This window comes from Cytobacillus kochii (assembly GCF_020171845.1).
GTDB lineage: Bacteria > Bacillota > Bacilli > Bacillales > Cytobacillaceae > Cytobacillus > Cytobacillus kochii.
Genome location: NZ_JAIVAM010000020.1, coordinates 1 through 25,115 on the forward strand (window position 1 = coordinate 1; position 25,115 = coordinate 25,115).

At 36.8% G+C, this 25,115-nt stretch carries 29 protein-coding genes and 1 rRNA gene; 28 read left to right on the plus strand and 2 right to left on the minus strand.

Translation table 11 applies throughout. From position 1 onward, the window contains the following. Nucleotides 1-97 (plus strand): 5S ribosomal RNA (gene rrf / locus LCM23_RS24170); the annotation flags it as partial. Nucleotides 98-731: 634 nt separating this feature from the next. On the opposite strand, the gene LCM23_RS24175 is transcribed toward rrf, so the two are convergent. Then, a complete protein-coding gene (locus tag LCM23_RS24175; RefSeq protein WP_224939111.1) occupies nt 732-920 on the minus strand; it encodes a sigma factor G inhibitor Gin in 189 nt (62 codons plus the stop codon). Between the two features lie 166 nt (nt 921-1,086). Here LCM23_RS24175 and LCM23_RS24180 point away from each other — a divergent pair, with 166 nt between their 5' ends. The 10 genes from LCM23_RS24180 to rsmI all read left to right on the plus strand — a co-directional run bounded on the left by LCM23_RS24180 (nt 1,087) and on the right by rsmI (nt 8,262). After that, nucleotides 1,087-2,520 (plus strand): aminotransferase class I/II-fold pyridoxal phosphate-dependent enzyme, encoded by a 1,434-nt coding sequence (locus tag LCM23_RS24180; RefSeq protein ID WP_224939112.1) that lies wholly within the window; start codon nt 1,087-1,089, stop codon nt 2,518-2,520. Next, a complete protein-coding gene (tmk, locus tag LCM23_RS24185) occupies nt 2,513-3,151 on the plus strand; it encodes a dTMP kinase (RefSeq protein WP_224939113.1) in 639 nt (212 codons plus the stop codon). Before LCM23_RS24180 ends, tmk begins: the two co-directional genes overlap by 8 nt. A gap of 93 nt (nt 3,152-3,244) precedes the next feature. Next, nucleotides 3,245-3,574 carry a cyclic-di-AMP receptor gene (locus LCM23_RS24190; RefSeq protein WP_095371306.1) on the plus strand — a complete coding sequence of 110 codons (330 nt, stop codon included), beginning with the start codon at nt 3,245-3,247 and terminating at the stop codon, nt 3,572-3,574. 18 nt (nt 3,575-3,592) lie between these two features. After that, nucleotides 3,593-4,033 carry a YaaR family protein gene (locus LCM23_RS24195; protein WP_224939114.1) on the plus strand — a complete coding sequence of 147 codons (441 nt, stop codon included), beginning with the start codon at nt 3,593-3,595 and terminating at the stop codon, nt 4,031-4,033. Between the two features lie 13 nt (nt 4,034-4,046). After that, complete coding sequence (gene holB, locus LCM23_RS24200) at nt 4,047-5,054, plus strand: DNA polymerase III subunit delta' (RefSeq protein WP_224939115.1); 1,008 nt, start codon at nt 4,047-4,049, stop codon at nt 5,052-5,054. Continuing rightward, complete coding sequence (locus tag LCM23_RS24205; RefSeq protein ID WP_095371303.1) at nt 5,047-5,871, plus strand: PSP1 domain-containing protein; 825 nt, start codon at nt 5,047-5,049, stop codon at nt 5,869-5,871. Before holB ends, LCM23_RS24205 begins: the two co-directional genes overlap by 8 nt. A 13-nt stretch (nt 5,872-5,884) precedes the next feature. Next, nucleotides 5,885-6,241, plus strand: coding sequence for a DNA replication initiation control protein YabA (gene yabA / locus LCM23_RS24210; protein ID WP_095371302.1), 357 nt, complete (start codon nt 5,885-5,887; stop codon nt 6,239-6,241). A 140-nt stretch (nt 6,242-6,381) separates the two neighbouring features. Further along, the gene (locus tag LCM23_RS24215) at nt 6,382-7,122 is read left to right on the plus strand and encodes a tRNA1(Val) (adenine(37)-N6)-methyltransferase (RefSeq protein ID WP_224939116.1); all 741 of its coding nucleotides are present in this window, start codon (nt 6,382-6,384) and stop codon (nt 7,120-7,122) included. Next, nucleotides 7,112-7,381, plus strand: coding sequence for a GIY-YIG nuclease family protein (locus LCM23_RS24220; protein ID WP_224939117.1), 270 nt, complete (start codon nt 7,112-7,114; stop codon nt 7,379-7,381). Before LCM23_RS24215 ends, LCM23_RS24220 begins: the two co-directional genes overlap by 11 nt. 5 nt (nt 7,382-7,386) lie before the next feature. Beyond that, complete coding sequence (gene rsmI / locus LCM23_RS24225; RefSeq protein ID WP_224939146.1) at nt 7,387-8,262, plus strand: 16S rRNA (cytidine(1402)-2'-O)-methyltransferase; 876 nt, start codon at nt 7,387-7,389, stop codon at nt 8,260-8,262. 37 nt (nt 8,263-8,299) lie between these two features. Here rsmI and LCM23_RS24230 read toward each other — a convergent pair whose 3' ends face one another. Next, complete coding sequence (locus LCM23_RS24230; RefSeq protein ID WP_180317054.1) at nt 8,300-8,590, minus strand: AbrB/MazE/SpoVT family DNA-binding domain-containing protein; 291 nt, start codon at nt 8,588-8,590, stop codon at nt 8,300-8,302. Between the two features lie 517 nt (nt 8,591-9,107). On the opposite strand from LCM23_RS24230, the gene metG reads away from it, so the two are divergent. From metG to LCM23_RS24315, 17 genes are all read left to right on the plus strand, one after another. Further along, nucleotides 9,108-11,069, plus strand: a complete 1,962-nt coding sequence (gene metG / locus LCM23_RS24235) for a methionine--tRNA ligase (protein WP_224939118.1) — start codon at nt 9,108-9,110, stop codon at nt 11,067-11,069. Between the two features lie 205 nt (nt 11,070-11,274). Continuing rightward, complete coding sequence (locus LCM23_RS24240; RefSeq protein WP_095371295.1) at nt 11,275-12,042, plus strand: TatD family hydrolase; 768 nt, start codon at nt 11,275-11,277, stop codon at nt 12,040-12,042. A 444-nt stretch (nt 12,043-12,486) separates the two neighbouring features. After that, the gene (locus LCM23_RS24245) at nt 12,487-13,689 is read left to right on the plus strand and encodes a G5 and 3D domain-containing protein (RefSeq protein WP_224939147.1); all 1,203 of its coding nucleotides are present in this window, start codon (nt 12,487-12,489) and stop codon (nt 13,687-13,689) included. A 240-nt stretch (nt 13,690-13,929) separates the two neighbouring features. Next, on the plus strand, nt 13,930-14,490 hold the full coding sequence (rnmV, locus tag LCM23_RS24250) for a ribonuclease M5 (protein WP_224939119.1): 561 nt from the start codon (nt 13,930-13,932) through the stop codon (nt 14,488-14,490). After that, nucleotides 14,483-15,364 carry a 16S rRNA (adenine(1518)-N(6)/adenine(1519)-N(6))-dimethyltransferase RsmA gene (gene rsmA, locus LCM23_RS24255; protein ID WP_224939120.1) on the plus strand — a complete coding sequence of 294 codons (882 nt, stop codon included), beginning with the start codon at nt 14,483-14,485 and terminating at the stop codon, nt 15,362-15,364. The genes rnmV and rsmA overlap by 8 nt, the downstream gene beginning before the upstream one ends. A gap of 203 nt (nt 15,365-15,567) precedes the next feature. Beyond that, on the plus strand, nt 15,568-16,476 hold the full coding sequence (yabG, locus tag LCM23_RS24260) for a sporulation peptidase YabG (RefSeq protein WP_224939121.1): 909 nt from the start codon (nt 15,568-15,570) through the stop codon (nt 16,474-16,476). Between the two features lie 271 nt (nt 16,477-16,747). Then, the gene (gene veg / locus LCM23_RS24265) at nt 16,748-17,011 is read left to right on the plus strand and encodes a biofilm formation stimulator Veg (RefSeq protein WP_095371290.1); all 264 of its coding nucleotides are present in this window, start codon (nt 16,748-16,750) and stop codon (nt 17,009-17,011) included. Nucleotides 17,012-17,158: 147 nt separating this feature from the next. Then, entirely contained in the window at nt 17,159-17,332 is a 174-nt protein-coding gene (locus LCM23_RS24270; RefSeq protein ID WP_224939122.1) for a small, acid-soluble spore protein, alpha/beta type, read from the plus strand. 600 nt (nt 17,333-17,932) lie between these two features. Continuing rightward, nucleotides 17,933-18,811, plus strand: coding sequence for a 4-(cytidine 5'-diphospho)-2-C-methyl-D-erythritol kinase (gene ispE, locus LCM23_RS24275; RefSeq protein WP_440214451.1), 879 nt, complete (start codon nt 17,933-17,935; stop codon nt 18,809-18,811). Between the two features lie 64 nt (nt 18,812-18,875). Further along, the gene (gene purR, locus LCM23_RS24280) at nt 18,876-19,697 is read left to right on the plus strand and encodes a pur operon repressor (protein WP_095371287.1); all 822 of its coding nucleotides are present in this window, start codon (nt 18,876-18,878) and stop codon (nt 19,695-19,697) included. 24 nt (nt 19,698-19,721) lie between these two features. After that, entirely contained in the window at nt 19,722-20,096 is a 375-nt protein-coding gene (locus LCM23_RS24285) for a RidA family protein (protein WP_224939124.1), read from the plus strand. Nucleotides 20,097-20,330: 234 nt separating this feature from the next. Continuing rightward, the gene (gene spoVG / locus LCM23_RS24290) at nt 20,331-20,624 is read left to right on the plus strand and encodes a septation regulator SpoVG (protein ID WP_095371285.1); all 294 of its coding nucleotides are present in this window, start codon (nt 20,331-20,333) and stop codon (nt 20,622-20,624) included. 208 nt (nt 20,625-20,832) lie between these two features. Beyond that, nucleotides 20,833-22,206: a bifunctional UDP-N-acetylglucosamine diphosphorylase/glucosamine-1-phosphate N-acetyltransferase GlmU gene (glmU, locus tag LCM23_RS24295; RefSeq protein WP_224939125.1), complete on the plus strand. Its 1,374-nt coding sequence runs from the start codon at nt 20,833-20,835 to the stop codon at nt 22,204-22,206. Between the two features lie 19 nt (nt 22,207-22,225). Beyond that, nucleotides 22,226-23,179 (plus strand): ribose-phosphate diphosphokinase, encoded by a 954-nt coding sequence (locus LCM23_RS24300; RefSeq protein WP_095371283.1) that lies wholly within the window; start codon nt 22,226-22,228, stop codon nt 23,177-23,179. 149 nt (nt 23,180-23,328) lie between these two features. Continuing rightward, nucleotides 23,329-23,937 (plus strand): 50S ribosomal protein L25/general stress protein Ctc, encoded by a 609-nt coding sequence (locus tag LCM23_RS24305; RefSeq protein ID WP_224939126.1) that lies wholly within the window; start codon nt 23,329-23,331, stop codon nt 23,935-23,937. 74 nt (nt 23,938-24,011) lie between these two features. Continuing rightward, nucleotides 24,012-24,575, plus strand: a complete 564-nt coding sequence (gene pth, locus LCM23_RS24310; RefSeq protein WP_224939127.1) for an aminoacyl-tRNA hydrolase — start codon at nt 24,012-24,014, stop codon at nt 24,573-24,575. Between the two features lie 76 nt (nt 24,576-24,651). Continuing rightward, complete coding sequence (locus LCM23_RS24315; RefSeq protein ID WP_095371280.1) at nt 24,652-24,882, plus strand: anti-sigma-F factor Fin family protein; 231 nt, start codon at nt 24,652-24,654, stop codon at nt 24,880-24,882. Nucleotides 24,883-25,115: the final 233 nt, after the last annotated feature.

The following is a 25,115-nucleotide window of genomic DNA, read 5'->3' on the forward strand; positions in this document are numbered from 1 at the left end:
GGTCACACCCGTTCCCATACCGAACACGGAAGTTAAGCTTCTCAGCGCCGATGGTAGTTAGGGGCTGTCCCCTTGTGAGAGTAGGACGTTGCCGGGCAAGATAAAAGAGCACATCATTTGTATGTGCTCTTTTTTGTGTGTATATGAGTTAGTAAATATATGCTCCTAAAAAATAACAGTGAGAAAATAATAATATTAAAATTAAATTGTTGAGTTTGAGGGTTTAATAGTAAATCAAAAAATGAATGGTTGATTGGAACCTCATTTGGTTATAACCCAATGAGGTAATGTTTTAGATACTAATAGTGGTAAATATGGCTTTCAAGTGATATGCAAATGATTATGGTGGTTTGTATCAATACCACGACGATAATTGTTCCTTGTAGTAAGGCAAAGTGATATAAAAGATTTGGAAAATCAGCAATGATAGCAATGATTAGGAAACCTTACCTTAGTCAGAAAACTGTTGGCTTGTTTAGAGAGTCATTAAATGAACTTTCGTTAGTTCATCACATGTGAGTAAAGAAAAGAGCAAGAATGTAATTCGGACTTTTACGATCTCTTTATCTTTCAACAATTGTAGCTACAGATTCTTGAAGAAGTTGATTTATGCATAGTGCTCCGTATAATGAAAGCTACACTGTAGATAGTTTTCCAAAATAAAAAAACTCCCTAATATTTGTTAAAATAATAGAGAAGATCATAAGATAAGTATAGAAGCAAAAGGGAAATTAAGATAAAATTTCAGGTGTAGTGACTCTTTTTAATTGTTGGACATAATAATTATAATGAGGATCATCTGTTTCGGTATTCACGATTTGTTCCTCACACTGTATACAAATAAAAGAAGTATATAAGTGGATACCAGTAGATTGTGATTGTTCACAGATTACACATGTTTTTTCATTAAACGTTTTCACAATGTCACCTCCGTACATTCAATCATAGCCAATGATGATAAAATATATACAATATTTAGAATTTTACTCTCATAAGTGAGTTGTTAACAGTTTATGTTTGTAATCACCAATAGGTGTATGTCTATACAGTAAATTTATTTAAACTAATAAAAAGGATTTGCGTTCAATGGATCAGAAACAAATGCCGTTAGTTGAAAAATTAATACAGCATATAAAAAGAAAGCCTGAGAATTATCATGTACCCGGTCATAAAGGGGGGAGTCTGCTCTCTGGAGTGAATGAGGTTGATGATTATTTTCGACAACTTTTACAATTGGATTTGACAGAAATCAGCGGGCTTGATGATCTTCATTCTGCTGAAGATGTAATCAAAGAAGCTCAATCCTTGCTTGCTACTTTATACGGGGCTAAAAGAAGTTTTTTTCTTATAAATGGTTCTACTGTAGGTAATTTAGCGATGATTTGTGGCACATTAAAAAGGGGAGACCGTGTGCTTGTTCAACGGAATAGTCATAAGTCTATTTTAAATGGACTTAGGCTTATTGGAGCTGAACCCATTTTTATTCTGCCTGAATTTAACCAGGAATGGGGCATTAGTGAAGGTGTTTCCTATACTCATATTGAAGAAGCATTAAGTAAGTATGGAGACATTAAAGCTGTTATTCTTACATATCCGAGTTATTATGGTACAGTGTATCCATTAGAAGATATTATTGCACTATGCCGTGAAAAAAAAGTATTAGTTTTAGTTGATGAAGCACACGGTGCTCATTTTATAGCGAGTACAAGATTTTTCCCACCCTCAAGTTTACAATTAGGAGCAGATGTAGTTATACAATCTGCCCATAAAACATTGCCAGCTTTGACAATGGGGGCCTTTCTTCATATTCAAGGTGATCGGGTGGATGAAGACAGCATACAGGAATATTTAAGTATGTTGCAATCCAGTAGCCCATCTTATGTTATTATGGCTTCATTAGATATGGCTAGATTTTTTGTCAGTCAATATACAGAAGAAGATGGTAAACATTTAGTCCAACGGATAAAAGAATTGAAGAAGAAATTAAGTTATATTTCTGGACTAGCTATTATGCCAACAGATGATCCATTAAAACTGGCATTACAGTTTAAACATATGAGTGGTTATCAACTACAAGAGCTGCTAGAGAAACGAGGTATTTATACAGAGCTAGCTGATCCGTTAAATGTTTTATTTGTACTTCCATTATTAAGGTGTGAAGATGAGGATCGTTTTAATAAAATTATCGATGCATTGCAAGAAGTTAGTACTGACATTCCCAATGCAGAAAAAGAGGTGAAGGTGAATCCCATTCCATCGCATTCAGAATTAGTAGAGGTACCAGAGGGAGCAATGATTGTTACCGTTCCTTTTGCAAGTGCGATTGGTGAAATTAGCGCACGAATGGTGACACCATACCCGCCTGGTATTCCTTTAATATATAAAGGTGAAAGAATTACAAAAGAGCATATCACTAGTTTGCAAGGTTATTTAAATAAAGGTGCACGAATTCAAAACAAGAAAAACTTAGAACAATCATACATAGAAATATATAAGACAGCGAGGGACAAGGATGACTAAAGGTTACTTTATATCAATTGAAGGTCCAGACGGGGCAGGAAAAACGACGATTACAGAAATGGTTAAGAAACAATTAGAAGCAGAAGGATATAACGTAGTACATACGAGAGAGCCTGGTGGAATTGCTATTGCAGAACAGGTCCGGGCTGTTATACTGGATCCGAAGAATACAAAAATGGATGCAAGAACAGAGGCGTTACTTTATGCCGCGGCAAGAAGACAACATTTAGTTGAAAAGGTCTTACCAGCCCTTGAAATGGGTAAGATTGTACTATGTGATCGATTTGTTGATAGCTCTATTGCATATCAAGGATTTGCAAGAGGGATTGGCATTGAGGAAGTTTGGTCCATCAATCAGTTTGCCATTGAAAATGCCATGCCTCAATTGACTTTGTACTTCGATATCGCACCAGAACGAGGGTTACAGAGAATTAATCAAAATAAGGGCAGGGAAGTAAATCGTTTAGATTTAGAAGATTTACAGTTTCATCAAAAGGTATATGAAGGGTATGAAATTGTTCGGAAGCAATCTTCTAATCGCATTCAAACTGTAAATGCCGATGCCTCTGTTGAAAAAGTATTTGAGCAAACGATGGACATTGTTAGAAAAGCACTTCAAAATAAGGATTAAGCTACTTGGCGAAAAATTCGGTCAGTATATCTCTGTTTGTGCATAGAATAACTGATATAATAGAAGAAAGTAAAGATATAGGAGGGTGGTATGATGAAGCTCGTATTAGCAGTCATACAAGATCAAGATAGTAATAAGTTATCTAAAGCATTAGTAGATCATAATTTTCGTGCAACCAAATTAGCCAGTACAGGGGGATTTTTAAAGTCGGGTAACACAACCTTTTTAATTGGTACGGAAGATATTCGAGTAGACAAATGCTTACAGGTCATTAAGGATAATTGCCAATCGAGAGAGCAACTTGTTGCGCCGGTTTCACCAATGGGTGGTAATGCCGATTCATATATTCCTTACCCTGTTGAAGTAGAAGTAGGTGGAGCGACTGTATTTGTTCTTCCAGTAGAACAATTCCATCACTTCTAGACCTATTTGGAGGCATAAATGAAGATTAATCAAGATTTACGTCTTAATATAGATAATAGAAGGCAAGACAGTAAGCATCCCATTGGATCGCAAGTGCGTTTTAACGATCTTGTGCAAAAAAGTGGTCAAAAAATGCAGATGACACAAATGCAAATGCTTTTAGGTGATATAGAATCAGCTGGACAGAGGGTAGCTAAGTCCAGGAGCTTTAAAGATTTAGCAAAATACAAAATGCTTGTTAAGCGTTTTGTGAAAGAGACTGTTGAGCATGGGTTGGATATTAAGCAATCCCATAGTTGGAATCAACTAGGACAAAGTAGGTCGTTGAAAATTGTAGAAACGATTGATGAAAAGCTTGCTCAACTAGCCGATGACCTACTTTTACAAGAGAAAAGTGCCATTGATATTCTTAGTAAAATCGGAGAAATCAAAGGATTATTAATAAATTTATATACGTAAGTGAGTGATCAGCATGACAAAAACATGGGATCAAATAGAAGAATTACAGCCAGTCGTGTTGAAGATGCTTAAAAATAGTTTAAGTAAGGAACGCCTTGCCCACGCTTACCTTTTTGAAGGACTGAAAGGAACAGGAAAAAAAGATACGGGTATGCTTCTAGCAAAGAGTCTTTTTTGCAATGCTCCAATTAATAACTATGTTCCATGTGAAACATGTAATAACTGCAAAAGGATTAATCACTTTAACCATCCGGATGTACACCTTGTTGAGCCAGATGGTCAATCGATAAAGAAGCAGCAGATTCGGTCATTACAAGGAGAGTTTTCAAAACGGGGCGTCGAATCCAGTAGAAAAGTATATATTATCGTTCATGCTGATCGAATGACAACAAACGCAGCTAATAGTTTGCTGAAATTTCTCGAAGAACCGCATATGGATACAACAGCAATTCTATTGACTGAACAATCTCAACGAATGTTACCTACCATATTATCAAGGTGTCAAACGATCTCATTTCAGCCAATCGCTGCAAAATTTTTAGTACAACAATTCGTAGATTATGGTGTGAAAGAAAAGTATGCACCATTACTCGCGCAAATTACCCATAATTTGGATGGGGCTTTAGCATATAGTAATGATGATTGGTTTGTACAAGCGCAAAAAATAGTGTTAAAATTATACGAAGTACTTAAAAAAAATCCGTTACAAGCGATGGTCACTCTCCAAGAAGAGTGGTTTCCACATTTTAAGGAGAAAGAACATCAGGATTTAGGTTTAGACTTATTACTTCTTTTATTAAAAGATTTGTTATATATACAGCTTGATAAGAGTGATAGGCTCGCCTATACGCATGAGCTAAGCTGGCTAGAACAACACGCGCTTCATACATCTAATAGAAAGTTAACAGAGCAAATGTCTGCAGTTTTAGATGCAAAAAGGAAGCTGCAAGCAAACATGAATGCGCAGCTGTTAATGGAACAGTTAGTGTTAAAGATGCAGGAGGGATCTTCATTTGTATGATGTAGTAGGTGTTCGCTTTAAAAAAGCGGGCAAAATATATTATTTTGATCCCGGTGATCTTCAAATACAAAAGGATGACTTTGTCATTGTCGAGACTGTAAGAGGAGTAGAATACGGTAAAGTTGTCATTGCTCCTAAAAAGGTTGGAGAACATGATGTAGTCCTACCTTTAAAAAAAGTTCTACGTATTGCTGATCAAAAGGATCGTATGATTGTAGAAGAGAATAGACAAGCGGCTAAAGAAGCTTATCAAGTTTGTTTAGAGAAAGTAACTACGCATCAATTAGATATGAAATTGGTGGATGTTGAATATACTTTTGACCGCAATAAGGTCATCTTTTACTTTACTGCTGATGGTAGAGTGGATTTCCGTGAACTAGTAAAGGATTTAGCGGCCATTTTTCGGACAAGAATCGAACTTCGTCAAATTGGCGTTCGTGATGAGGCAAAGATGCTTGGTGGCATAGGTCCTTGTGGCAGAATGCTTTGTTGTTCCACTTTTTTAGGTGATTTTGACCCAGTTTCGATCAAAATGGCTAAGGATCAAAATTTATCTTTGAACCCAACGAAGATATCTGGACTATGTGGTCGCTTAATGTGCTGTTTGAAATATGAAAATGACGAGTATGAAGCAGCTAAAAAAGAGCTCCCAGATGTAGGGGAATGGGTAAAGACACCGGAAGGTTCTGGAAGGGTAGTAGGGTTAAATATACTTGAAAGAATTCTACAAGTTAACCTAAAGGAACAGGAAAGAGTGCTAGAATTTACATTAGACGAAATTAATGAGAATGCCGTGTCAGTTCAATCCACAGATTAATGAGGTGGAATGCTTGGATAAAAAAGAAATCTTTGACTCTGTAGATAATATGGAATCGCAAATCGGTCAATTATATATACAGCTTGGTGAGTTGAAACAGCATCTTGCTGAGGTATTAGAAGAGAATAATGCATTGAAGTTGGAAAATGAACATTTACGTAGAAGATTAAAGATAACATCTGACCGAGAAAAGAAAAATGAGCAGCAGAAGGAAGAAACAGAGAAAGAAAAACTCTTTGATATAGGGGAAGGCTATGACAACCTTGCTAGACTATATCAAGAAGGTTTCCATATTTGTAATCTTCATTTTGGTAGTCCTAGAAAAGATGGGGATTGCTTGTTCTGTTTATCATTTTTAAATAAAAAATAATCGATACCTTCCTTCTAAACAAGGAAGGTTTTTTTAAAGATATAAATTTCGTTTTCTAATTGCAGAGGAGTCTTCGGTTTTAGAGGCTTCAACCGATAAATAGATACGAAGTGTGCTTTTTTAGTAATGGAGGAAGAGAAATGGTTATGTTAAAGGGTGATGAAAGGTTAGATCATTTGTTAGCAGAGGGATTGAGAATTATTCAAAGTCCTTCCGTATTTTCATTTTCGGTTGATGCCGTTTTATTGGCTCGATTCACTTACTTACCGATACAAAAAGGAAATATCATAGATTTATGTAGTGGTAATGGTGTGATACCTTTGTTTTTAAGTGCAAGAACAAAAGGAATGATTACAGGAGTGGAAATACAAGATCGTCTTGTTGATATGGCGAATAGAAGTATTCAATATAATCAACTAGAGAATCAAGTTAAGGTGGTAAAGGGAGATGTTAAAGGCATTGCTCGGCAATTAGGGTATGCTAAGTATGATGTGGTGACATGCAATCCACCTTATTTTCCAGTCGATACCAATAAACATAAAAATGAAAATGAACATTATGCGATTGCTCGACATGAGATTCTCTGTACATTAGAAGATACAATTCAGTCAGCTAGTCAACTAGTTAAGCACGGAGGGAAAGTTTCTTTTGTTCATCGCCCAGGTAGGTTGTTAGATCTTGTGACATTAATGAGAAAGTATGAGATAGAACCAAAAAGAATACAAATCGTTTATCCTGAGCAAGGGAAAGAAGCGAATGTGCTTCTAGTGGAAGGCATTAAAAAAGGAAAACCCGACTTAAAAATATTGCCGCCATTGTATATCTATGAGACGTCGGGTGAGTATACAAAGGAAATGAGGTTGATGTTGTATGGAGACTGAAATCCATTACTTTTACGTACTCGAATGCAAAGACGGCACCTTCTATGCTGGGTATACAAATAATCTTATGCAAAGGATAGAAAAGCATAATGCTGGAAAAGGCGCTAAATATACAAGGGGAAGAGCACCGCTAACGCTTATTTTTCATCAAATATTTTCTAGTAAGTCAGAGGCACAGAAAATGGAATATCGTTTTAAGCGATTGAGTAGACAGAAAAAAATTGAATGGATGAATACCCAAAGAGAAGAAGGTCGGTGAGTAATATGCAACAACAGAAGAGTTTCCATATGGAGAATGAAAAAGGCATTCTCTACTTAGTGCCAACACCCATAGGTAATCTAGAGGATATTAGCTATCGCAGCTTGAGAATATTAAAGGAAGCCGATTGGATTGCTGCGGAGGATACTAGGAATACAAAAAAACTATGCAACTACTTTGAGATAGAGACACCCATTATTAGTTACCATGAGCATAATAAAGAGAGTAGCGGCTATAAATTAATTGCGAAGTTGAAAGATGGAGAGAAAATTGCGCTTGTGAGTGATGCAGGTATGCCAACCATTTCTGACCCAGGATATGAGCTGGTTACTAGTGCCATTGAAGAGAAGCTCACTGTTGTCCCATTACCTGGTGCGAATGCTGCACTTACAGCATTGATTGCTTCGGGGCTACCAACACAGCCATTTTTCTTTTATGGCTTTTTAAATCGGCAAAAGAAGCAGAAAAAGGCAGAGTTAGAGACGCTTTCAAAAGTATCTTCTACAATCATTTTATATGAATCTCCTCATAGGTTGAAGGAAAGCTTACAGCTCATGTTAGATATCTTAGGCGATCGCTCAATTGTTTTGAGTAGGGAGCTGACAAAGAAGTATGAAGAGTTTATTAGAGGATCGATAAGAGAAGCAGTAGAATGGGCAGGCCAATCAGAAATTCGCGGGGAATTTTGTTTAATTATTGAGGGTTGCAAAGAGCCAGTAGAAGAAAGTAAGTGGTGGGAAGGGTTATCTATTGAAGAGCAAATTACTTATTATATAGAAGAAAAAGGTTTGAAAAGTAAGGATGCCATTAAACAAACAGCCCTAGACCGTGATATGAGTAAACGAGAGGTATACAAGATTTATCATATTGATGAAGCGTAAAAAAATAGAGACTCGCAAATAGGAGTCTCTTTGTTGTTTATTTAGTTAGTTCAAAATTGCTTTGGATTTCTTTAATTAATTGCTCCGCGCCATCTTTGCTAAGGATTAATTTTCCACCAGCTAGTGAGATGTTATCATCGGATACTTCACCAGTTACTTGGCAAGTCATGTTTGGCTTATATTTTTTTAAGATGATTTTTTCATCATCCACATAGATTTCTAATGCGTCTTTCTCTGCAATACCAAGAGTACGTCTAAGTTCAATTGGAATAACTACACGACCTAATTCATCAACTTTACGAACAATACCAGTAGATTTCATATTAATTGCTCCTCCCAGTCATCTATCTAATTATTTATCTTTTTCGTCATTATTCGACAAAAATCATTGTTGATATTATAATACCAACCATTGCCATAATCGTCAATTACTTTATTTTATTTTTGTGTGGAAATTATTAACATGGACAGGATTATTGATTTATCAAGGTTTATGATGGAAAAGTCATGGATAAAAACTCACCCAATTTCCAGTAGACGTACATACCTCGTTTCGACAAAACGACATAATTCGACAAAATTCACCTATTTGTCTATTTTTTGTCGAAGGATTAATTTGATTAAGGCTTTAGAAAAAACACGGAGGTTGTAATAAAACCATGGCTTCTCCCTTCGGAAATGTTGCACAAATTCAAGTTTTTAGGTATATTTTGAGGAAGATAGAGGCTAAGATGACTCATATATATTCTTTTTTTATATAAAGAAGAAACAATAAATATATGGTCAGATATGAGAGATTAGACTCGTCATAAGGGCGGGTTTTTTAAGATGAGGAGGAAATAAACATGGAGGAAAAATTAAAGACTTTTTATTTAACCACTCCAATTTACTATCCGAGCGGAAATTTACATATTGGACATGCTTATACGACTGTTGCTGGTGATGCGATGGCACGTTATAAGCGTCTAAGAGGTTATGATGTAATGTATTTGACGGGTACTGATGAGCATGGCCAAAAAATTCAAGAAAAAGCGGAAGAAAAAGGCGTGTCTCCCCAGAGTTATGTGGATGAAATCGTTAGCGGTATCCAAGACTTATGGAAAAAGTTAGATATTTCTTATGATGACTTCATTCGTACAACAGAAACAAGACATAAAGAAGTAGTTGAGAAGATTTTTGCTCAATTATTAGAGCAAGGTGATATTTATCTTGGGGAATATGAAGGTTGGTATTGTACACCTTGTGAATCGTATTTTACTGAAACACAATTAGTTGAAGGTAACTGTCCAGATTGTGGGAGACCGGTTCATCGTGTGAAAGAGGAGTCATATTTCTTTAAAGTTAGTAAATATGCTGATCGGTTACTACAATATTACGAAGACAACCCTTCTTTTATTCAACCAGAGTCTAGGAAAAATGAAATGATTAATAACTTCATTAAACCTGGGTTAGAGGATTTAGCTGTATCTCGTACAACATTCGATTGGGGTGTTCCAGTTCCTGGTAATCCTAAGCATGTCATTTATGTATGGATTGACGCCTTATCAAACTATATTACTGCACTAGGATATGGCTCAGATAATGATAGTAAGTATTTGAAGTACTGGCCTGCAGATGTTCATTTAGTCGGAAAAGAAATTGTGCGCTTCCATACTATTTACTGGCCAATTATGTTAATGGCACTAGACTTACCATTACCTAAGAAAGTATTCGCTCACGGTTGGTTATTAATGAAAGATGGAAAAATGTCTAAATCTAAAGGTAATGTAGTAGACCCAGTCACATTAATTGATCGTTATGGTCTAGATGCGTTACGTTATTACTTATTGCGCGAAGTGCCATTTGGCGCTGATGGCGTATTTACACCTGAAGGTTTCATCGAGCGTATTAATTTTGATTTAGCCAATGATTTAGGAAACCTCTTGAATCGGACAGTGGCCATGATTAATAAGTACTTTGACGGGGTCATTCCAACTTATCGTGGTTCAAACGGTGAATTTGATCAAGCACTTGTACAAATGAATGAAGAAACAGTTGGGAAATATGAAGAAGCAATGGAAAACATGGAGTTTTCAGTAGCGCTGTCTGCTGTATGGCAATTGGTCAGTCGTACGAATAAATATATTGATGAAACAAAGCCATGGATGCTTGCGAAAGAGGAGAATACACAAGAGGAATTAGCAACGACGATGTACCACTTAGCAGAATCGTTAAGAAGAATCGCCGTTCTATTACAACCGTTCTTAACTAGAACACCAGAGAAAATCTTTACACAGTTAAATGTAAACAAAGAAGAGCTCGTCTCTTGGGAGAGCATTGAGACATTTGGTAAAATTGGCGAAGGTATAAAAGTACAAAAGGGTGATCCTATTTTCCCTCGTCTTGAAATTAGTGAAGAGGTTGAGTATATTAAGCAAAAAATGCAGGGTAGTGCACCTCAAGGAGAAAAAGAAGAGAAGCAAGTACAAGCGAAACCAGATAGTGAGGAAATCACGATCGATGACTTCATGAAAGTGGATTTACGTGTTGCTCAAGTCATAGAGGCTGAACCAGTCAAAAAAGCGGATAAGTTATTAAAATTACAATTGGATTTAGGTTATGAAAAACGTCAAGTTGTTTCAGGTATCGCACAGTTTTACAAACCAGAAGATTTAGTTGGCCGTAAAGTCATTTGTGTAACCAATCTTAAACCTGTTAAATTGCGTGGAGAATTATCTGAGGGAATGATTCTTGCTGGAAGTGAAGATGGCGCATTATCATTAGCTACAATTGCAGAGTCATTAACAGTAGGCGCGAGAGTCAAATAATATCCGTTTAATGGAAGCAGAAGGTTTTAAGAACATAGAAATGTGATCCGTTACAAAGACGATGATGCATTTCTATGTTTTTTATTTTTATATAATATATCTAAATAAGTTATTAAGGTTAACTCTATATATATAGAAGGAAGATGTTTATTTAATATCATAGTTGTTAGTTTTCTAAAATAGTAATAAAAAAGGAGAAATGAGAATGCTATTTGATACACATGTTCATTTAAATGCGGAACAATATGACGAGGATTTGGCAGAAGTGATTAAGCGAGCAAGAGAAGCTGGGGTTGAAAAAATGGTCGTCGTTGGTTTTGATAGACCGACAATTGAAAGAGCAATGGAACTGATTGAACAATATGATTTCCTTTATGCGAGCATTGGTTGGCATCCGGTTGATGCGATTGATATGACTGAAGGAGATTTAATTTGGATAGAAGAATTATCGAAGCATCCAAAAGTAGTCGCAATCGGAGAAATGGGATTAGATTACCATTGGGATAAGTCACCAAAAGATGTGCAAAAAGATGTGTTTAGACAACAAATACAATTGGCGAAAAAAGTAAAATTACCGATTATTATTCATAACCGTGAAGCAACAGCTGATATCGTAGAAATATTAAAAGAAGAAAATGCTGCTGAAGTAGGTGGGATTATGCATTGTTTTAGTGGAAGCCCTGAAACAGCTAAAGAATGCATTGATATGAATTTTTATATTTCATTAGGTGGCCCTGTTACTTTTAAAAATGCAAGAAAACCAAAGGAAGTGGCAGCAGAGATTCCATTAGAAAAATTGTTGATTGAAACAGATTGCCCATATTTAGCTCCGCACCCATTCCGTGGCAAACGTAATGAACCAAGCTATGTGAAGTTGGTCTGTGAACAAATTGCTGAAATTAAAAACATTCCAGTAGAAGAAGTTGCGGCAATTACAACTGAAAACGCAAAAAAATTATTCGCTATAAATTGACAGCAAATATTGTCAAAAATAATAGAAGCTTGTCCAAATGTTTTCTTATACCAAAAAGTTCTACACAGGAATCTGTCCTCATAGGATAACCATGTCGATATCTCTCACTTTGCAAAAAAATGCTTTTTCTGCATAATAGAGCGTACGTGCAGAAAAAATTTTTTCTTGTATGGAAAGAGGGAAAAAAGAGTGTTTCGGAGAATAGAAGGTATATCAGTTTGCCTGACTTCTGAAATGCTCGATTGATTCAGTATTTTTAGGGGGTGTGGATGATAAGGTGAACGCTCTTTTCTTGAACTCTTTATAAGGGGAAGAGGAATACTTGGGGATGTTCCGTTTTATCTTTCCCTCCAAAAAATCAGATAGTGAGTGTTGACAGTCAGCAAGATAGTCTATATAATCACTCCGAGAGAAAAGGAGGCAATTTTCATCGTGATAAATTACATGAAAAACCTGTTATCCAAGTCTTTGAGCAAGAAAAAATGGGCAGTTATCTTTGCTAGTCTAATCGTTACGATTACAGCTAGCGGTTTTTTAATCTTTGAAATGACAAAGAAAACCGTTGCTCTAACATTAGATGGTGAGGAACAAACAATAAATACACACGCAAAAACCATTCAAGAGATATTTGACGAAATGGATATAGGATTACGCTCAGAAGACTATGTGTACCCCTCGGTAGATAAAGCCGTTAAGGACAATATGGAAGTGGTTTGGAATCCTGCAGTGCAGGTGAAGATTACCGACAAAAAAGATTCCGAGGTCATATGGACAACAGCTGATACTGTGCAAGAGCTGATAGATGAAGAGAATATTGAATTAAGTAAACATGATGTCATAAAGCCTAAATTAGGTGATAAAATTACAGGTAAGATGGACATCAAGATTGATCGCGCGTTCAAAATTGAATTAGCAGACGGTGCGAATGATAAAACCGAAGAAGTGTGGTCAACTTCGACTACGGTCGCTGACTTTTTATCGCAACAAGATATTAAGCTAGGAAAATTAGATCGTGTTGAACCAAAGTTGGATGAGACAGTCAAAGAAAATGACGTAATAAAAGTCATCAGAGTTGAAAAGGTCACCGATGTAGTGGAAGAACCAATTGAATATGCGGTCGTAACTAAAAAAGACGACAGCTTGAAAAAGGGTAGTGAAAAGGTTCTCGAAAAAGGTCAAGATGGACTTTTGAAAAAAGAATTTGAAATTACTCGTGAAAATGGAAAAGAAATCTCTCGTAAATTACTTAGTGAAGAAAAAGTAAAAGAATCAAAAGATCATATAGTTGCTGTTGGAACAAAAGTATCTCAACCAGTTACAAAAGTGGCATCTCGCGGCGAGACTAATGAATCTAGTGGCAAAGAAATGTATGTTAGCTCTACTGCCTATACTGCAGGTTGTAATGGTTGTTCAGGTGTCACAGCGACGGGATTAGATTTAAAAGCTAATCCAGGAGCAAAAGTGATAGCGGTAGATCCGAGCGTTATTCCTTTAGGGACAAAAGTATATGTGGAAGGTTATGGTTATGCTGTAGCTTCCGATACGGGATCTGCAATTAAAGGGAATAAGATTGACGTATTTTTCTCCAGTAAATCTGATGCTTATCGTTGGGGACGTAAGCAAGTGAAAATACGTGTGCTTAATTAGATGGTGTTTGTAAGCAGGGGAATTCATCCTCTGCTCTTTTTCTGTTATTTGCATTTTCTTTCGAAGGATGTTTCATATATAATAAAATGCATGCTATCTTGCTGTACTATCATTATATATATTTAGACGATTAACATTACAGAAATGTTTCACTTTTTTTGCAAATAATTCATTATTTTTAAAATAAGTTTGCTGAATAAGTATAAATTGGAAGTTTTTAGTGAACGGATAGGTGTTAAAATGAAAATAAAAGAGATTATCGTGGTAGAGGGTAAGGACGATACTGTCGCGATTAAAAAGGCATTAGATGCCGATACAATTGAAACAAATGGCTCAGCCATAAATTTTGAGACATTAGAAAAAATAAAACTGGCGCAAAAAACGAGAGGTGTTATTGTTTTAACAGATCCTGATTTTCCTGGTGAGAAAATTAGACATACGATTACAAAGCATGTCCCACAATGCAAGCACGCCTTTATTGATAAACAATTTGCCATAGCTAAGCATGGTAAAGGTGTAGGTGTAGAGCATGCTTCTGTTGAGGTGATACGAGAGGCGCTCTCCCATGCCTATGTCATGACAGAGGAGGCTGTGTCTGAAGTGACGCAGGCTGATCTAATGGACGCAGGCTTAATTGGTGGCAGTGACGCAAAGAAGCGCCGTGAAGAGCTAGGCAAGATTTTAAAGATAGGTTATGCCAATGGCAAGCAACTTTATAAACGTTTAACAATGTTTCAAATTACAAAGAAAGACTTTTTGGCAGCGGTAGCTAAAATGGACAAGGAGCTTGATTATGAATAAGGATATTGCCACACCGATAAGAACGAAAGCAATTTTAGAGAAGCATGGCTTTTCGTTTAAAAAGAGTTTAGGTCAAAACTTCTTAATAGACACGAATATATTAAATCGAATTGTGGATCATGCTGAATTAACACCCAAGTCTGGTGCCATTGAAATTGGTCCTGGTATTGGTGCATTAACTGAGCAATTAGCTAAGAGAAGTGAGAAGGTTTTAGCTTTTGAAATCGATCACCGACTATTACCAATATTGGCAGATACACTTGAGCCATATCCGAATGTAAAAGTTATTAATGAAGATGTACTAAAGGCTGATATCGTTTCGGCGATACAACAAGAATTTGCAAACATCGATGATTTAATGGTAGTTGCGAATTTACCTTACTATGTCACTACGCCAATCATTATGAAGTTATTAGAGGATCAGCTCCCGATTAGAGGTATTGTATGTATGTTGCAAAAGGAGGTCGCAGAACGTATCTCTGCGAGTCCTGGCTCTAAAAGCTATGGCTCCCTTTCGATTGCAATTCAATATTATACAAAAGCAGAGACTGTTATGATTGTTCCTAAGTCTGTCTTCATTCCTCAACCGAATGTCGATTCTGCTGTTATCCGCTTAACAAAATTAGATCAACCAGCAGTGAAAGTTCAAGATGAAGCCTTCTTCTTTACAGTAACAAGAGCAAGCTTTGCACAAAGGAGAAAAACCATCCTCAATAATTTAACGAGTCAGTTAGAGAAGGGGAAAGAAAGAAAAGAGTTCATTTTACAGGCACTAAATCAAGCTGGGGTTGAACCAACGAGAAGAGGAGAAACGTTAGGGTTAGAAGAATTCGCTCGTTTGGCTGACGCATTACTACCTCACTTCAGTTCATAGCATCTACTAGGTATTAGCACATATGAACCGGACTAATGACTTTATTAAAAGTGTTTAGTCCGGTTTTTAATTTGGTTTTTGGGATTTGCAATTTTTCCTTGTACGGTGAAGAGGCGCTATAGAGAAGCACAGGTCCAAGCATTGGCGCATAATTTAACTAAAGAAACAGACTCAGGGAAATGGCCCAAAATGGAGTGACGACAGTGACTATAAAATTAATGGATATCGTTGGGAGGGTTTCCTATCATTGTGATATTATGTTCCGAGTTATTGACATAAGAGAGCATGATGGGAAAAAGATGGCGGTATTATATGGAGAAGATATAAGGCTCATTGCAGATGCTCCTTATGAGGATCTTATCATCATGAGTCAGTCTGATCAGCGAAGGATTATGCAGGAATTCCGCACACTTGAAGAGCAATCTCTTGAATTATTCCGTCAAGATGTTCATCTATTGCAAGAGAAAAGGGAATATACAGTAACAGAGGGATATAGTAAAGCAGCTAATTATTTTCAATTACCCGGGAAGGTATTACATCTTGATGGTGATCCAGGGTATCTAAAGAAATGTTTAACGGTATATGAGAAAATCGGTATTCCAGTTACAGGTCTACACTTAAGTGAAAAGGATATGCCTCGTGTTATTGGGGAGTTAGTAGATTATTATCGACCGGATATTTTAGTTATTACTGGCCATGACGCATATACAAAGGCAAAGGGTAGTAAATCAGATATAGAGGCTTACCGCCATTCTAAGCATTTTGTGCAAACGGTGAAAGAAGCCAGGAAGAAGGTTCCTCATTTAGATCAACTTGTCATCTTTGCTGGAGCTTGTCAATCTCACTTTGAATCCCTGATTCATGCTGGAGCTAATTTTGCTAGTTCTCCATCAAGAGTAAATATTCATGCGCTAGATCCGGTATATATTGTAAGTAAGATTAGTTTTACACCTTATAATGAGCATATTCGTGTTTGGGACGTGTTAAGAAATACATTATCTGGTGAAAGAGGCTTAGGTGGGGTGGAAACAAAAGGTGTGCTTAGGACGGGTATGCCGTTCCATTATGAGGAAGAGGAAGAACAATCTATTGATCCGTTTGGGTCATTTTAAAAGAGAGTTTACCTATTGGGAAAATGATAAAATAAGGGTATGTTAGAGGGGCTTGCCAATGTCGGTTGGGCTTCTTTTTTATATGGAAAAATAAGATTCTCAATAATTTTACATAATTTCCTAAAAGATGGGGAATGTTAGGAATGTAGAAAATTAGCAAAAAAAGTAGAACGAAATGTGTTGCAACTGTTTTTGTTTATTGATATAATTAATAATTTTACTTGACTTAATTGTGGTAAAGTGGTATACTTTCTATAGTGAGGTGGACCGAATGGGAAAAACATTATTGGATATCAAAAAGGCACTTGATTCAAATCTTGGTAAAAGGCTAATGCTCAAGGCTAATGGCGGACGCAGAAAGACAATTGAACGGTCTGGCGTTTTAGCTGAAACGTATCCATCTGTATTTGTCATCGAGTTAGATCAAGATGAAAATGCATTTGAACGCGTATCTTACAGCTATGCGGATGTTTTAACAGAAACGGTTCAAATTACTTTCTATGAAGACACATCAGGACAAGTTGCTTTAAGCTAACCTTATATAACATCAACAAAAGCGGCAAGCCAATTTGCTGCTTTTTTGTGTTTTAGAAAGGTTAAAACAACTACTAGTAATTACCTTCATGAAAGAATTACTTCTGAGGAAAGCTATGAGTAGCAATGAATAAGGAGTGATTCCAAGATGAGCAGAAGAAGGCGAATCATGTCAGAAGGAATGAAAGAAGAACTCGCTAAAGAATTAGGCTTTTATGACACCGTTCAACAAGAAGGTTGGGGCGCTATTACTTCTAAAGATGCTGGCAATATGGTGAAAAGAGCAATAGAAAAAGCCTTAGCATCCTATCAGACAAAATAATTCATTGTGTTTTTAAAAGAAACAAATACGAAAACAGGCTAATGCTCCCCTATAAGTAGACAAATATCTGGCTACCTATGGAGGAGTATTTTTTATGTTTAAACTCTCTGGAAGGAAAGTATTTAATCTCAAACGCGTAGGCGAACGAGAGTCAGGAATCTGGAAGATGAACGAAGAAGATGTGAGTTAGGTGATATCGAGTTAGATTAGGGCAAAAGAAACCCATTCGAAAAATCCAAACTTCAGAAGTTGGTCCGGGTGCGGATAAAATCGATTCAGGAATCTATACCTCTGATGGTTTCAAAAATGATTCCCCGGAAACGCAAAATCTCATTTGCAAGACGAGCACCTTTTTAATCTGTTTCTTACAATCTTTATACAAAGCATGTACATTAACTAAGACCGCTCTGACAAAAGTACTTATTTAGTTTATTTCGTTTTGCGATTGCTTATTTTTCATCGTAAATATGCTGACTGTTCCCAGGCTAATGTCAAAAAATTAATCTTAATATTGAATAATATTATTGCATACGTCTTACTTTTCTTGTTTTGTGGTAAAATAGGACAAAAAATGGAGTCGTCCTGAAATTTGTAAAGTAGGTGGAGAGTTTGAAACTTTTAGTAAAGGCTCCTGCTAAAATCAATTTATCATTAGATGTCCTCGGTAAACGAGAGGATGGTTATCATGAAGTAGAAATGATTATGACAACCATTGATTTGGCAGATCGTCTTGAATTAACGTTATTGGATAAAGATGAGATAAAAATTGTTTCACATAATCGCTTTGTTCCAGATGACCATAGGAACTTAGCTTATCAGGCAGCACATTTACTAAAGAACAGGTTTAATGTGAAGCAAGGGGTTAGTATTGCAATTGAAAAAGTGATTCCTGTTGCTGCGGGATTAGCTGGGGGAAGCAGTGACGCAGCAGCAGCGTTAAGAGGCTTAAACAAGCTGTGGCAATTAGGATTAACGATTGATGAGTTAGCGGAAATCGGTGCAGAAATCGGCTCAGATGTATCTTTTTGCGTTTATGGAGGGACAGCCCTTGCTACAGGTAGAGGAGAGCTTATTCAAGCTTTACCAGCTCCACCAACATGTTGGGTGATTTTAGCTAAACCTTTTATCGGTGTTTCGACTGCTGAGGTGTATCGCCGCTTAAATAAACAGGGACTTAAACATCCGCAAACCTTAGCAATGATTAAGGCCATTGAAGATCAGTCTTATAGCGATGTTTGCGCACATTTGTCTAATGTCCTTGAAAGTGTGACGTTAAAAATGCATCCAGAGGTTAACCAAATTAAAGAACAGATGCAGAGATTTGGTGCTGATGCAGTGCTAATGAGTGGTAGTGGCCCTACTGTATTTGGTTTAGCACAGCATGATTCTCGTATGCACCGTATTTATAATGGTCTAAGAGGGTTTTGTGACCAAGTTTTTGCGGTTAGACTCCTTGGAGAACAGCATAAACTTGATTAAAGACGTATGATAATGTTATATTATCGTTATAATATTCGGTTTTTAATTAAAAGGAGGGCCAATCATGAAATTTCGTCGGAGTGAACGTCTAATTGATATGACACATTATCTTTTAGAGCATCCAAGACAATTGGTATCCTTAACCTTTTTCTCAGAAAGATATGGTTCAGCTAAATCATCAATTAGCGAAGATTTAGCGATAATAAAAGACACTTTTGAGCTTCGCGGAATAGGCACATTAGAAACAGTTCCAGGGGCAGCGGGTGGCGTGAGATATCAGGTGAAGGTACGAGATGAAGAAGCGAAACCGATCATTGCTGAACTATGTGAGTTAATTGCAAGTCCTGATCGTCTCTTGCCGGGCGGTTACCTTTATATGACTGATATTTTAGGCGACCCTATGATTGTACAAAAATGCGGTAAGTTAATTGCATCGGCTTATATTAATAAAAATATTGATATGGTCATGACAGTTGCGACAAAAGGAATTGCGCTTGCCTATGCAGTCGCTAATTATCTTAATGTGCCTGTTGTCATTGCCAGAAGAGATAGTAGAGTGACAGAGGGATCTACAGTCAGCATTAACTATGTATCAGGGTCTGCGAAAAGGATTCAGACGATGGTTCTTTCTAAAAGAAGTTTAGAAGAAGGTTCGAAAGTACTTATTGTTGATGATTTTATGAAGGCCGGCGGCACAATTAATGGCATGATTAGTATGCTGGATGAATTTAAAGCTACACTAGCTGGAATTGCAGTCTTAGTAGAATCAGAAAATGCAGATGAACGTTTAGTTGATGAGTATGTATCTCTCGTCCAGTTAGCAGATGTAGATGTAAGAGAAAAACGTATTAATGTAACTGAAGGAAACTACTTCAAAAGGAATTAAGTAGGGAGAGGGAGGAAGATTGTTATGAAGATCGTTCAAACGAATGAAGCTCCAGCGGCTATTGGACCGTATTCTCAAGGTATTGTTGTAAATAATATGTTTTATAGCTCGGGACAAATACCATTAACTACAGAAGGTGTTATGGTAGATGGTGATGTGAAGGCTCAAACACATCAAGTATTTAAAAATTTACAAGCAGTATTACAAGAAGCAGGTGCATCACTTGAAACAGTCATCAAGACAACTGTCTTCATCCAAGATATGAACGATTTTGCAACTGTGAATGAAGTTTATGGAGAGTATTTCAATAACCACCAACCCGCTCGCTCTTGTGTAGAGGTAGCAAAATTGCCAAAAGAAGCAAAAATTGAAATAGAAGTTATCGCACTTGTGAAGTAAATCTCGTGTGGGAGATACACCATTCTGAAAGGATGGTGTATTTTTTTATGAGACAAAAGTGAATTTCATGAAATCGAAATAGTCAAAGGAGAATGGTATTTGGAAGAATTTTAATGGAAATCATCCATTTGTCCTAAAATTACGAAATATTTTTTCTAATTAAGAAGGAGTTTGCAATTATATGTGGAATTGTAAGTAAAGGATTTTATCTACTGGGAAAAGGTGGTGAACAGAATGGAAGTAACTGACGTAAGATTACGCCGCGTTAATACGGATGGCCGCATGAGGGCGATTGCATCTATTACTTTGGATCAGGAATTTGTCGTTCATGATATTCGTGTCATTGATGGTAATAACGGCTTATTTGTAGCGATGCCAAGTAAACGTACTCCGGATGGAGAGTTTAGAGATATTGCTCATCCGATTAATTCCGGGACTCGCGGTAAAATCCAAGAAGCAGTATTAGCAGAGTACCATCGTTTAGGTGAATTAGAGGAAGTAGAATTTGAAGAAGCGGGTGCTTCGTAGAAAAATAGACACGCAGTTAGGAGTCCATACATCTTAGGTATGGGCTCTTTTTTTGTGTATAAATTATTTCAAATGGATGGGTGTGTGTAGACTTGTGAAAAAGTCATTCTAATTGACAAAAATATGTACTTTCCTTTCATTCCTTGAAATCATATGCTATTTAGGATATATTTTTTAATGGATAAAAAGGTTAATTGGAGGACTTTAAATGTCTAATCGATATGCGGTCATTTTAGCTGCTGGTCAGGGTACACGGATGAAATCTAAGCTATATAAAGTGCTACACCCTGTTTGTGGAAAACCAATGGTTCAGCACGTCTTTGATCAAGTATCTACACTTGATATAAAAGATATTGTAACTGTCATTGGTCATGGAGCAGATCTAGTTCAATCACAGCTGGGAGAAGCGAGTGAGTACCGTTTGCAGGAAGAACAGCTTGGTACGGCCCATGCCGTTATTCAAGCGAAAGATTTGTTGCAGGATAAAGAAGGTGTCACGCTAGTTATATGTGGAGATACACCATTAATCAAAGCAGAAACAATGGAAGCGTTATTTAAACATCATGAAGAACAATCTGCGAAAGCAACTATTTTAACAGCGCATACTGGTCAACCGACAGGTTATGGTCGTGTAGTGAGGAATACTGATGGTCATGTAGAGAAAATTGTCGAGCATAAGGATGCGTCAGAAGAAGAGAGATTGATAGAAGAAATCAACACTGGAACTTATTGTTTTGATAACAAAGCTTTATTCCAAGCGCTATCACAAGTATCTAATGATAATGCCCAAGGTGAATATTATTTACCTGATGTCATTGAAATCTTAAAAGCCCAAGGTGAAATCGTTACTGCGTATCAAACACCTGACTTCGAGGAAACCTTAGGAGTAAATGATCGGGTGGCGTTATCACAAGCAGAGATGTATTTAAAGAAACGTATCAACGAACATCATATGAGAAATGGTGTAACAATTGTTGACCCATTAAATACTTATATCGGTGTGGATGTCGAAATTGGTTCAGATACAATTATTTACCCTGGCACTATGTTGATGGGGCATACCATTATTGGTAAGGATTGTGAGATTGGCCCTTCTACTCAGATTGAAAACTGTCAAGTTGGCAGTGAAACGGTCATAAGGCAATCAGTGGCACATGATAGTGAAATTGGTGCGGCAGTAAAGATTGGTCCATTTGCCCATATTCGACCGCAATCGCAAATTGATGATGAAGTTAAAATTGGCAACTTTGTAGAAATAAAGAAAGCGAAGTTTGGCAAGGGTAGTAAAGCTTCACATTTAAGTTATATTGGTGATGCTGAGGTCGGAAAAGACGTTAATTTAGGCTGTGGTTCCATAACAGTTAACTACGATGGAAAGAATAAATATTTAACAAAGATAGAAGACGGTGTATTTGTCGGTTGTAACTCAAACTTGGTTGCACCAGTTACAATTGGTGAAGGTGCTTATATTGCAGCTGGATCTACGATTACTGATGATGTACCAGGCAATGCCTTATCTATTGCACGTGCTCGTCAAGTAAACAAAGAGAATTATGTAGATCAATTAAATCAAAAGAAATAAAAATTTATGGAGGCGCATCATGTCAAACCAGTATTTAGATCCCAATTTAAAAGTATTCACTTTAAATTCAAATAAAGGACTTGCCAGTGAAATTGCTAAATTTATCGGTGTAGAATTAGGTAAATGTTCGGTTACGCGCTTTAGCGATGGTGAAATCCAAATTAATATCGAAGAAAGTATTCGTGGCTGTGATGTGTATGTAATCCAATCAACTAGTAATCCAGTAAATGAGCATTTAATGGAATTATTAATTATGATTGATGCCCTAAAACGAGCATCTGCTAAAACAATCAATATTGTTATGCCTTATTATGGATATGCTCGCCAAGACCGTAAAGCGCGTGCACGTGAGCCGATTACTGCGAAACTTGCTGCAAATTTATTAGAAACAGCGGGCGCAACACGTGTGATTACGCTCGACTTACACGCTCCACAAATTCAAGGATTCTTTGATATTCCAATCGATCACTTAATGGGTGTACCAATCCTATCTGAATACTTTAAGAACAAGGTAGAAGGAGATATTGTTGTCGTTTCTCCAGACCATGGTGGTGTAACAAGAGCACGTAAGATGGCAGATCAATTAAAAGCGCCAATTGCCATCATTGATAAGCGCCGTCCAAGACCAAATGTGGCAGAAGTGATGAATATTGTTGGTAATATTGAGGGGAAAATAGCTATTCTTATTGATGATATTATCGATACGGCTGGCACAATCACTTTAGCTGCAAATGCACTTGTGGAAAATGGAGCTGCAGAAGTGTATGCTTGCTGTACGCACCCTGTTCTATCGGGACCGGCTATTGACCGTATTGAAAACTCACAAATTAAGGAGCTAGTAGTGACGAACTCTATTGTTCTTGATGAAGAGAAGAAAACAGGGAAAATCGTCGAGTTATCTGTGGCATCTCTTATCGGAGAAGCAATTATTCGTGTCCACGAAGAGCAATCTGTAAGCGTGTTGTTCGATTAATCAATTCTGACACATCATGCCATCTATCGGATTATTACGTTTAGTTAAAAAATGGACATTTTGCTTACAAACGTCGAGCGATGTTTATCTTTCAGTTAATTAGGGAATCTTTAAATAATAAGCCTTAAATTATGAAAGGGGACGTTAGAATGACTGTTTTAGAAGCGAAGGAAAGAAAAGAGTTTCGTCACTCATTTTTAACTAAAATTCGTGCAGATGGTAATGTTCCAGCAATTGTTTATGGCACGAAGATGGAGAGTAAGCCAATATTCTTTAATGAGGCTGATTTTATTAAGACGATTAGAGAAGTTGGTAGAAATGGTGTCTTCTCAGTCGATATTGATGGTAAGAAAGTCGATGTCGTCTTAACAGAATACCAAGCCGATCCATTAAAGAATACAGTGGTACATGCTGATTTATTATCTGTAGACAAATCTACACAAATTACAGCAGAAGTTACTGTAAATACGGTCGGTGACTCACCAGGTGTAAAAGAAGGTGGCGTCTTGCAACAAGCGCTACATGAGATTACCGTTACCGGTACACCTGGCAATATCCCGCAATCAATTGATGTGGATATTTCTAAATTAGAGATAAACGATGTGGTCACTATTGAAGATTTAAAAGGTGCCTCCTCGTATGAAATTGAACATGATGCCGAAGAGACGATTCTTTCTATCCTCCCTCCTCGTGTGGAAGAAGAACCTCAAGAAGAGGAAGTTGTGGAAGAGCCGGAAGTTATAAACGAAAAAGAATAATACCAAACTAAGGTGGGGACTGACCAGAGCACCAACGGGTCAGTCCTTATTTGAGGTAAGGGGGAAAGTGCTTAGTGAAACTATTTGTAGGGTTAGGTAATCCAGGTAAGCCCTATGATCGTACAAGACATAATATTGGATTTGATGTGATCGATGAATTATCTAAAAAGTGGGACATTCCACTTGATCAATCAAAGTTTAAAGGATTGTATGGTGCTGGATTTGTAAAAGGAGAAAAAGTTTTTTTATTAAAACCACTTACATATATGAATTTATCAGGTGAATCCATTAGACCACTGATGGATTATTTTCAAATTGAGATAGAGGATATTGTAGTTATTTATGATGATTTAGATTTACCGGTTGGAAAGATTCGCTTGCGACAAAAAGGAAGTGCTGGTGGACATAACGGGATTAAATCAACGATTGCTCATATCGGTACGCAAGAATTCAACCGCATCCGAGTGGGGATAGATCGTCCGCCTCAAGGAATGAAAGTCCCGGATTATGTACTTGGTAAGTTTACTGAAGAAGAAATGAACGAAATGAAAGCTGTCATTAATAAATGTACTGATGCGTGTCAAGAATGGTTAAATGTACCTTTCCTTCAAGTCATGAATGTATATAATCAATCATGATATAATGATTTGTGCATATCCTTCCAACAAACCGTCAATAATAATGACAATTGATGGATAAAGGGAAGTGTTATTGTTGGCTATTCATTACTCATGCCGCCATTGCGGGGTATCTTTAGGGACTGTCGATAAACAAACGGTTCAAGCAGAGCAATTAGGCTTTCATAAATTAAATGAAGAAGAAAGACATGAAATGATCCAGTATGATAATTCGGGAAACGTTTACGTGAAGGCGATTTGTGAGGATTGCCATGAATCACTAGAGCGTAATCCCGACTACTATCAGCAAGACTTTCTAATTCATTAAAGCTTTGGAGTACTTTCCAAAGCATTTTTCTGTTTCTTTATACTCTTTTCGATAGATAGGAAAAAAGTTTAGTACGATAATAGAGGGACTTTTCTTATAAAAATCGAATAATATATAAAGTTAACAACCATTGTTTGAAAAAACACGCATGATTTATATGCTTTGTGAGTATAAACATGTAAGTAAGAAAAATTTGGCTTCCTAACCTATACGAGGTTTAGGGAGCTTAAAGT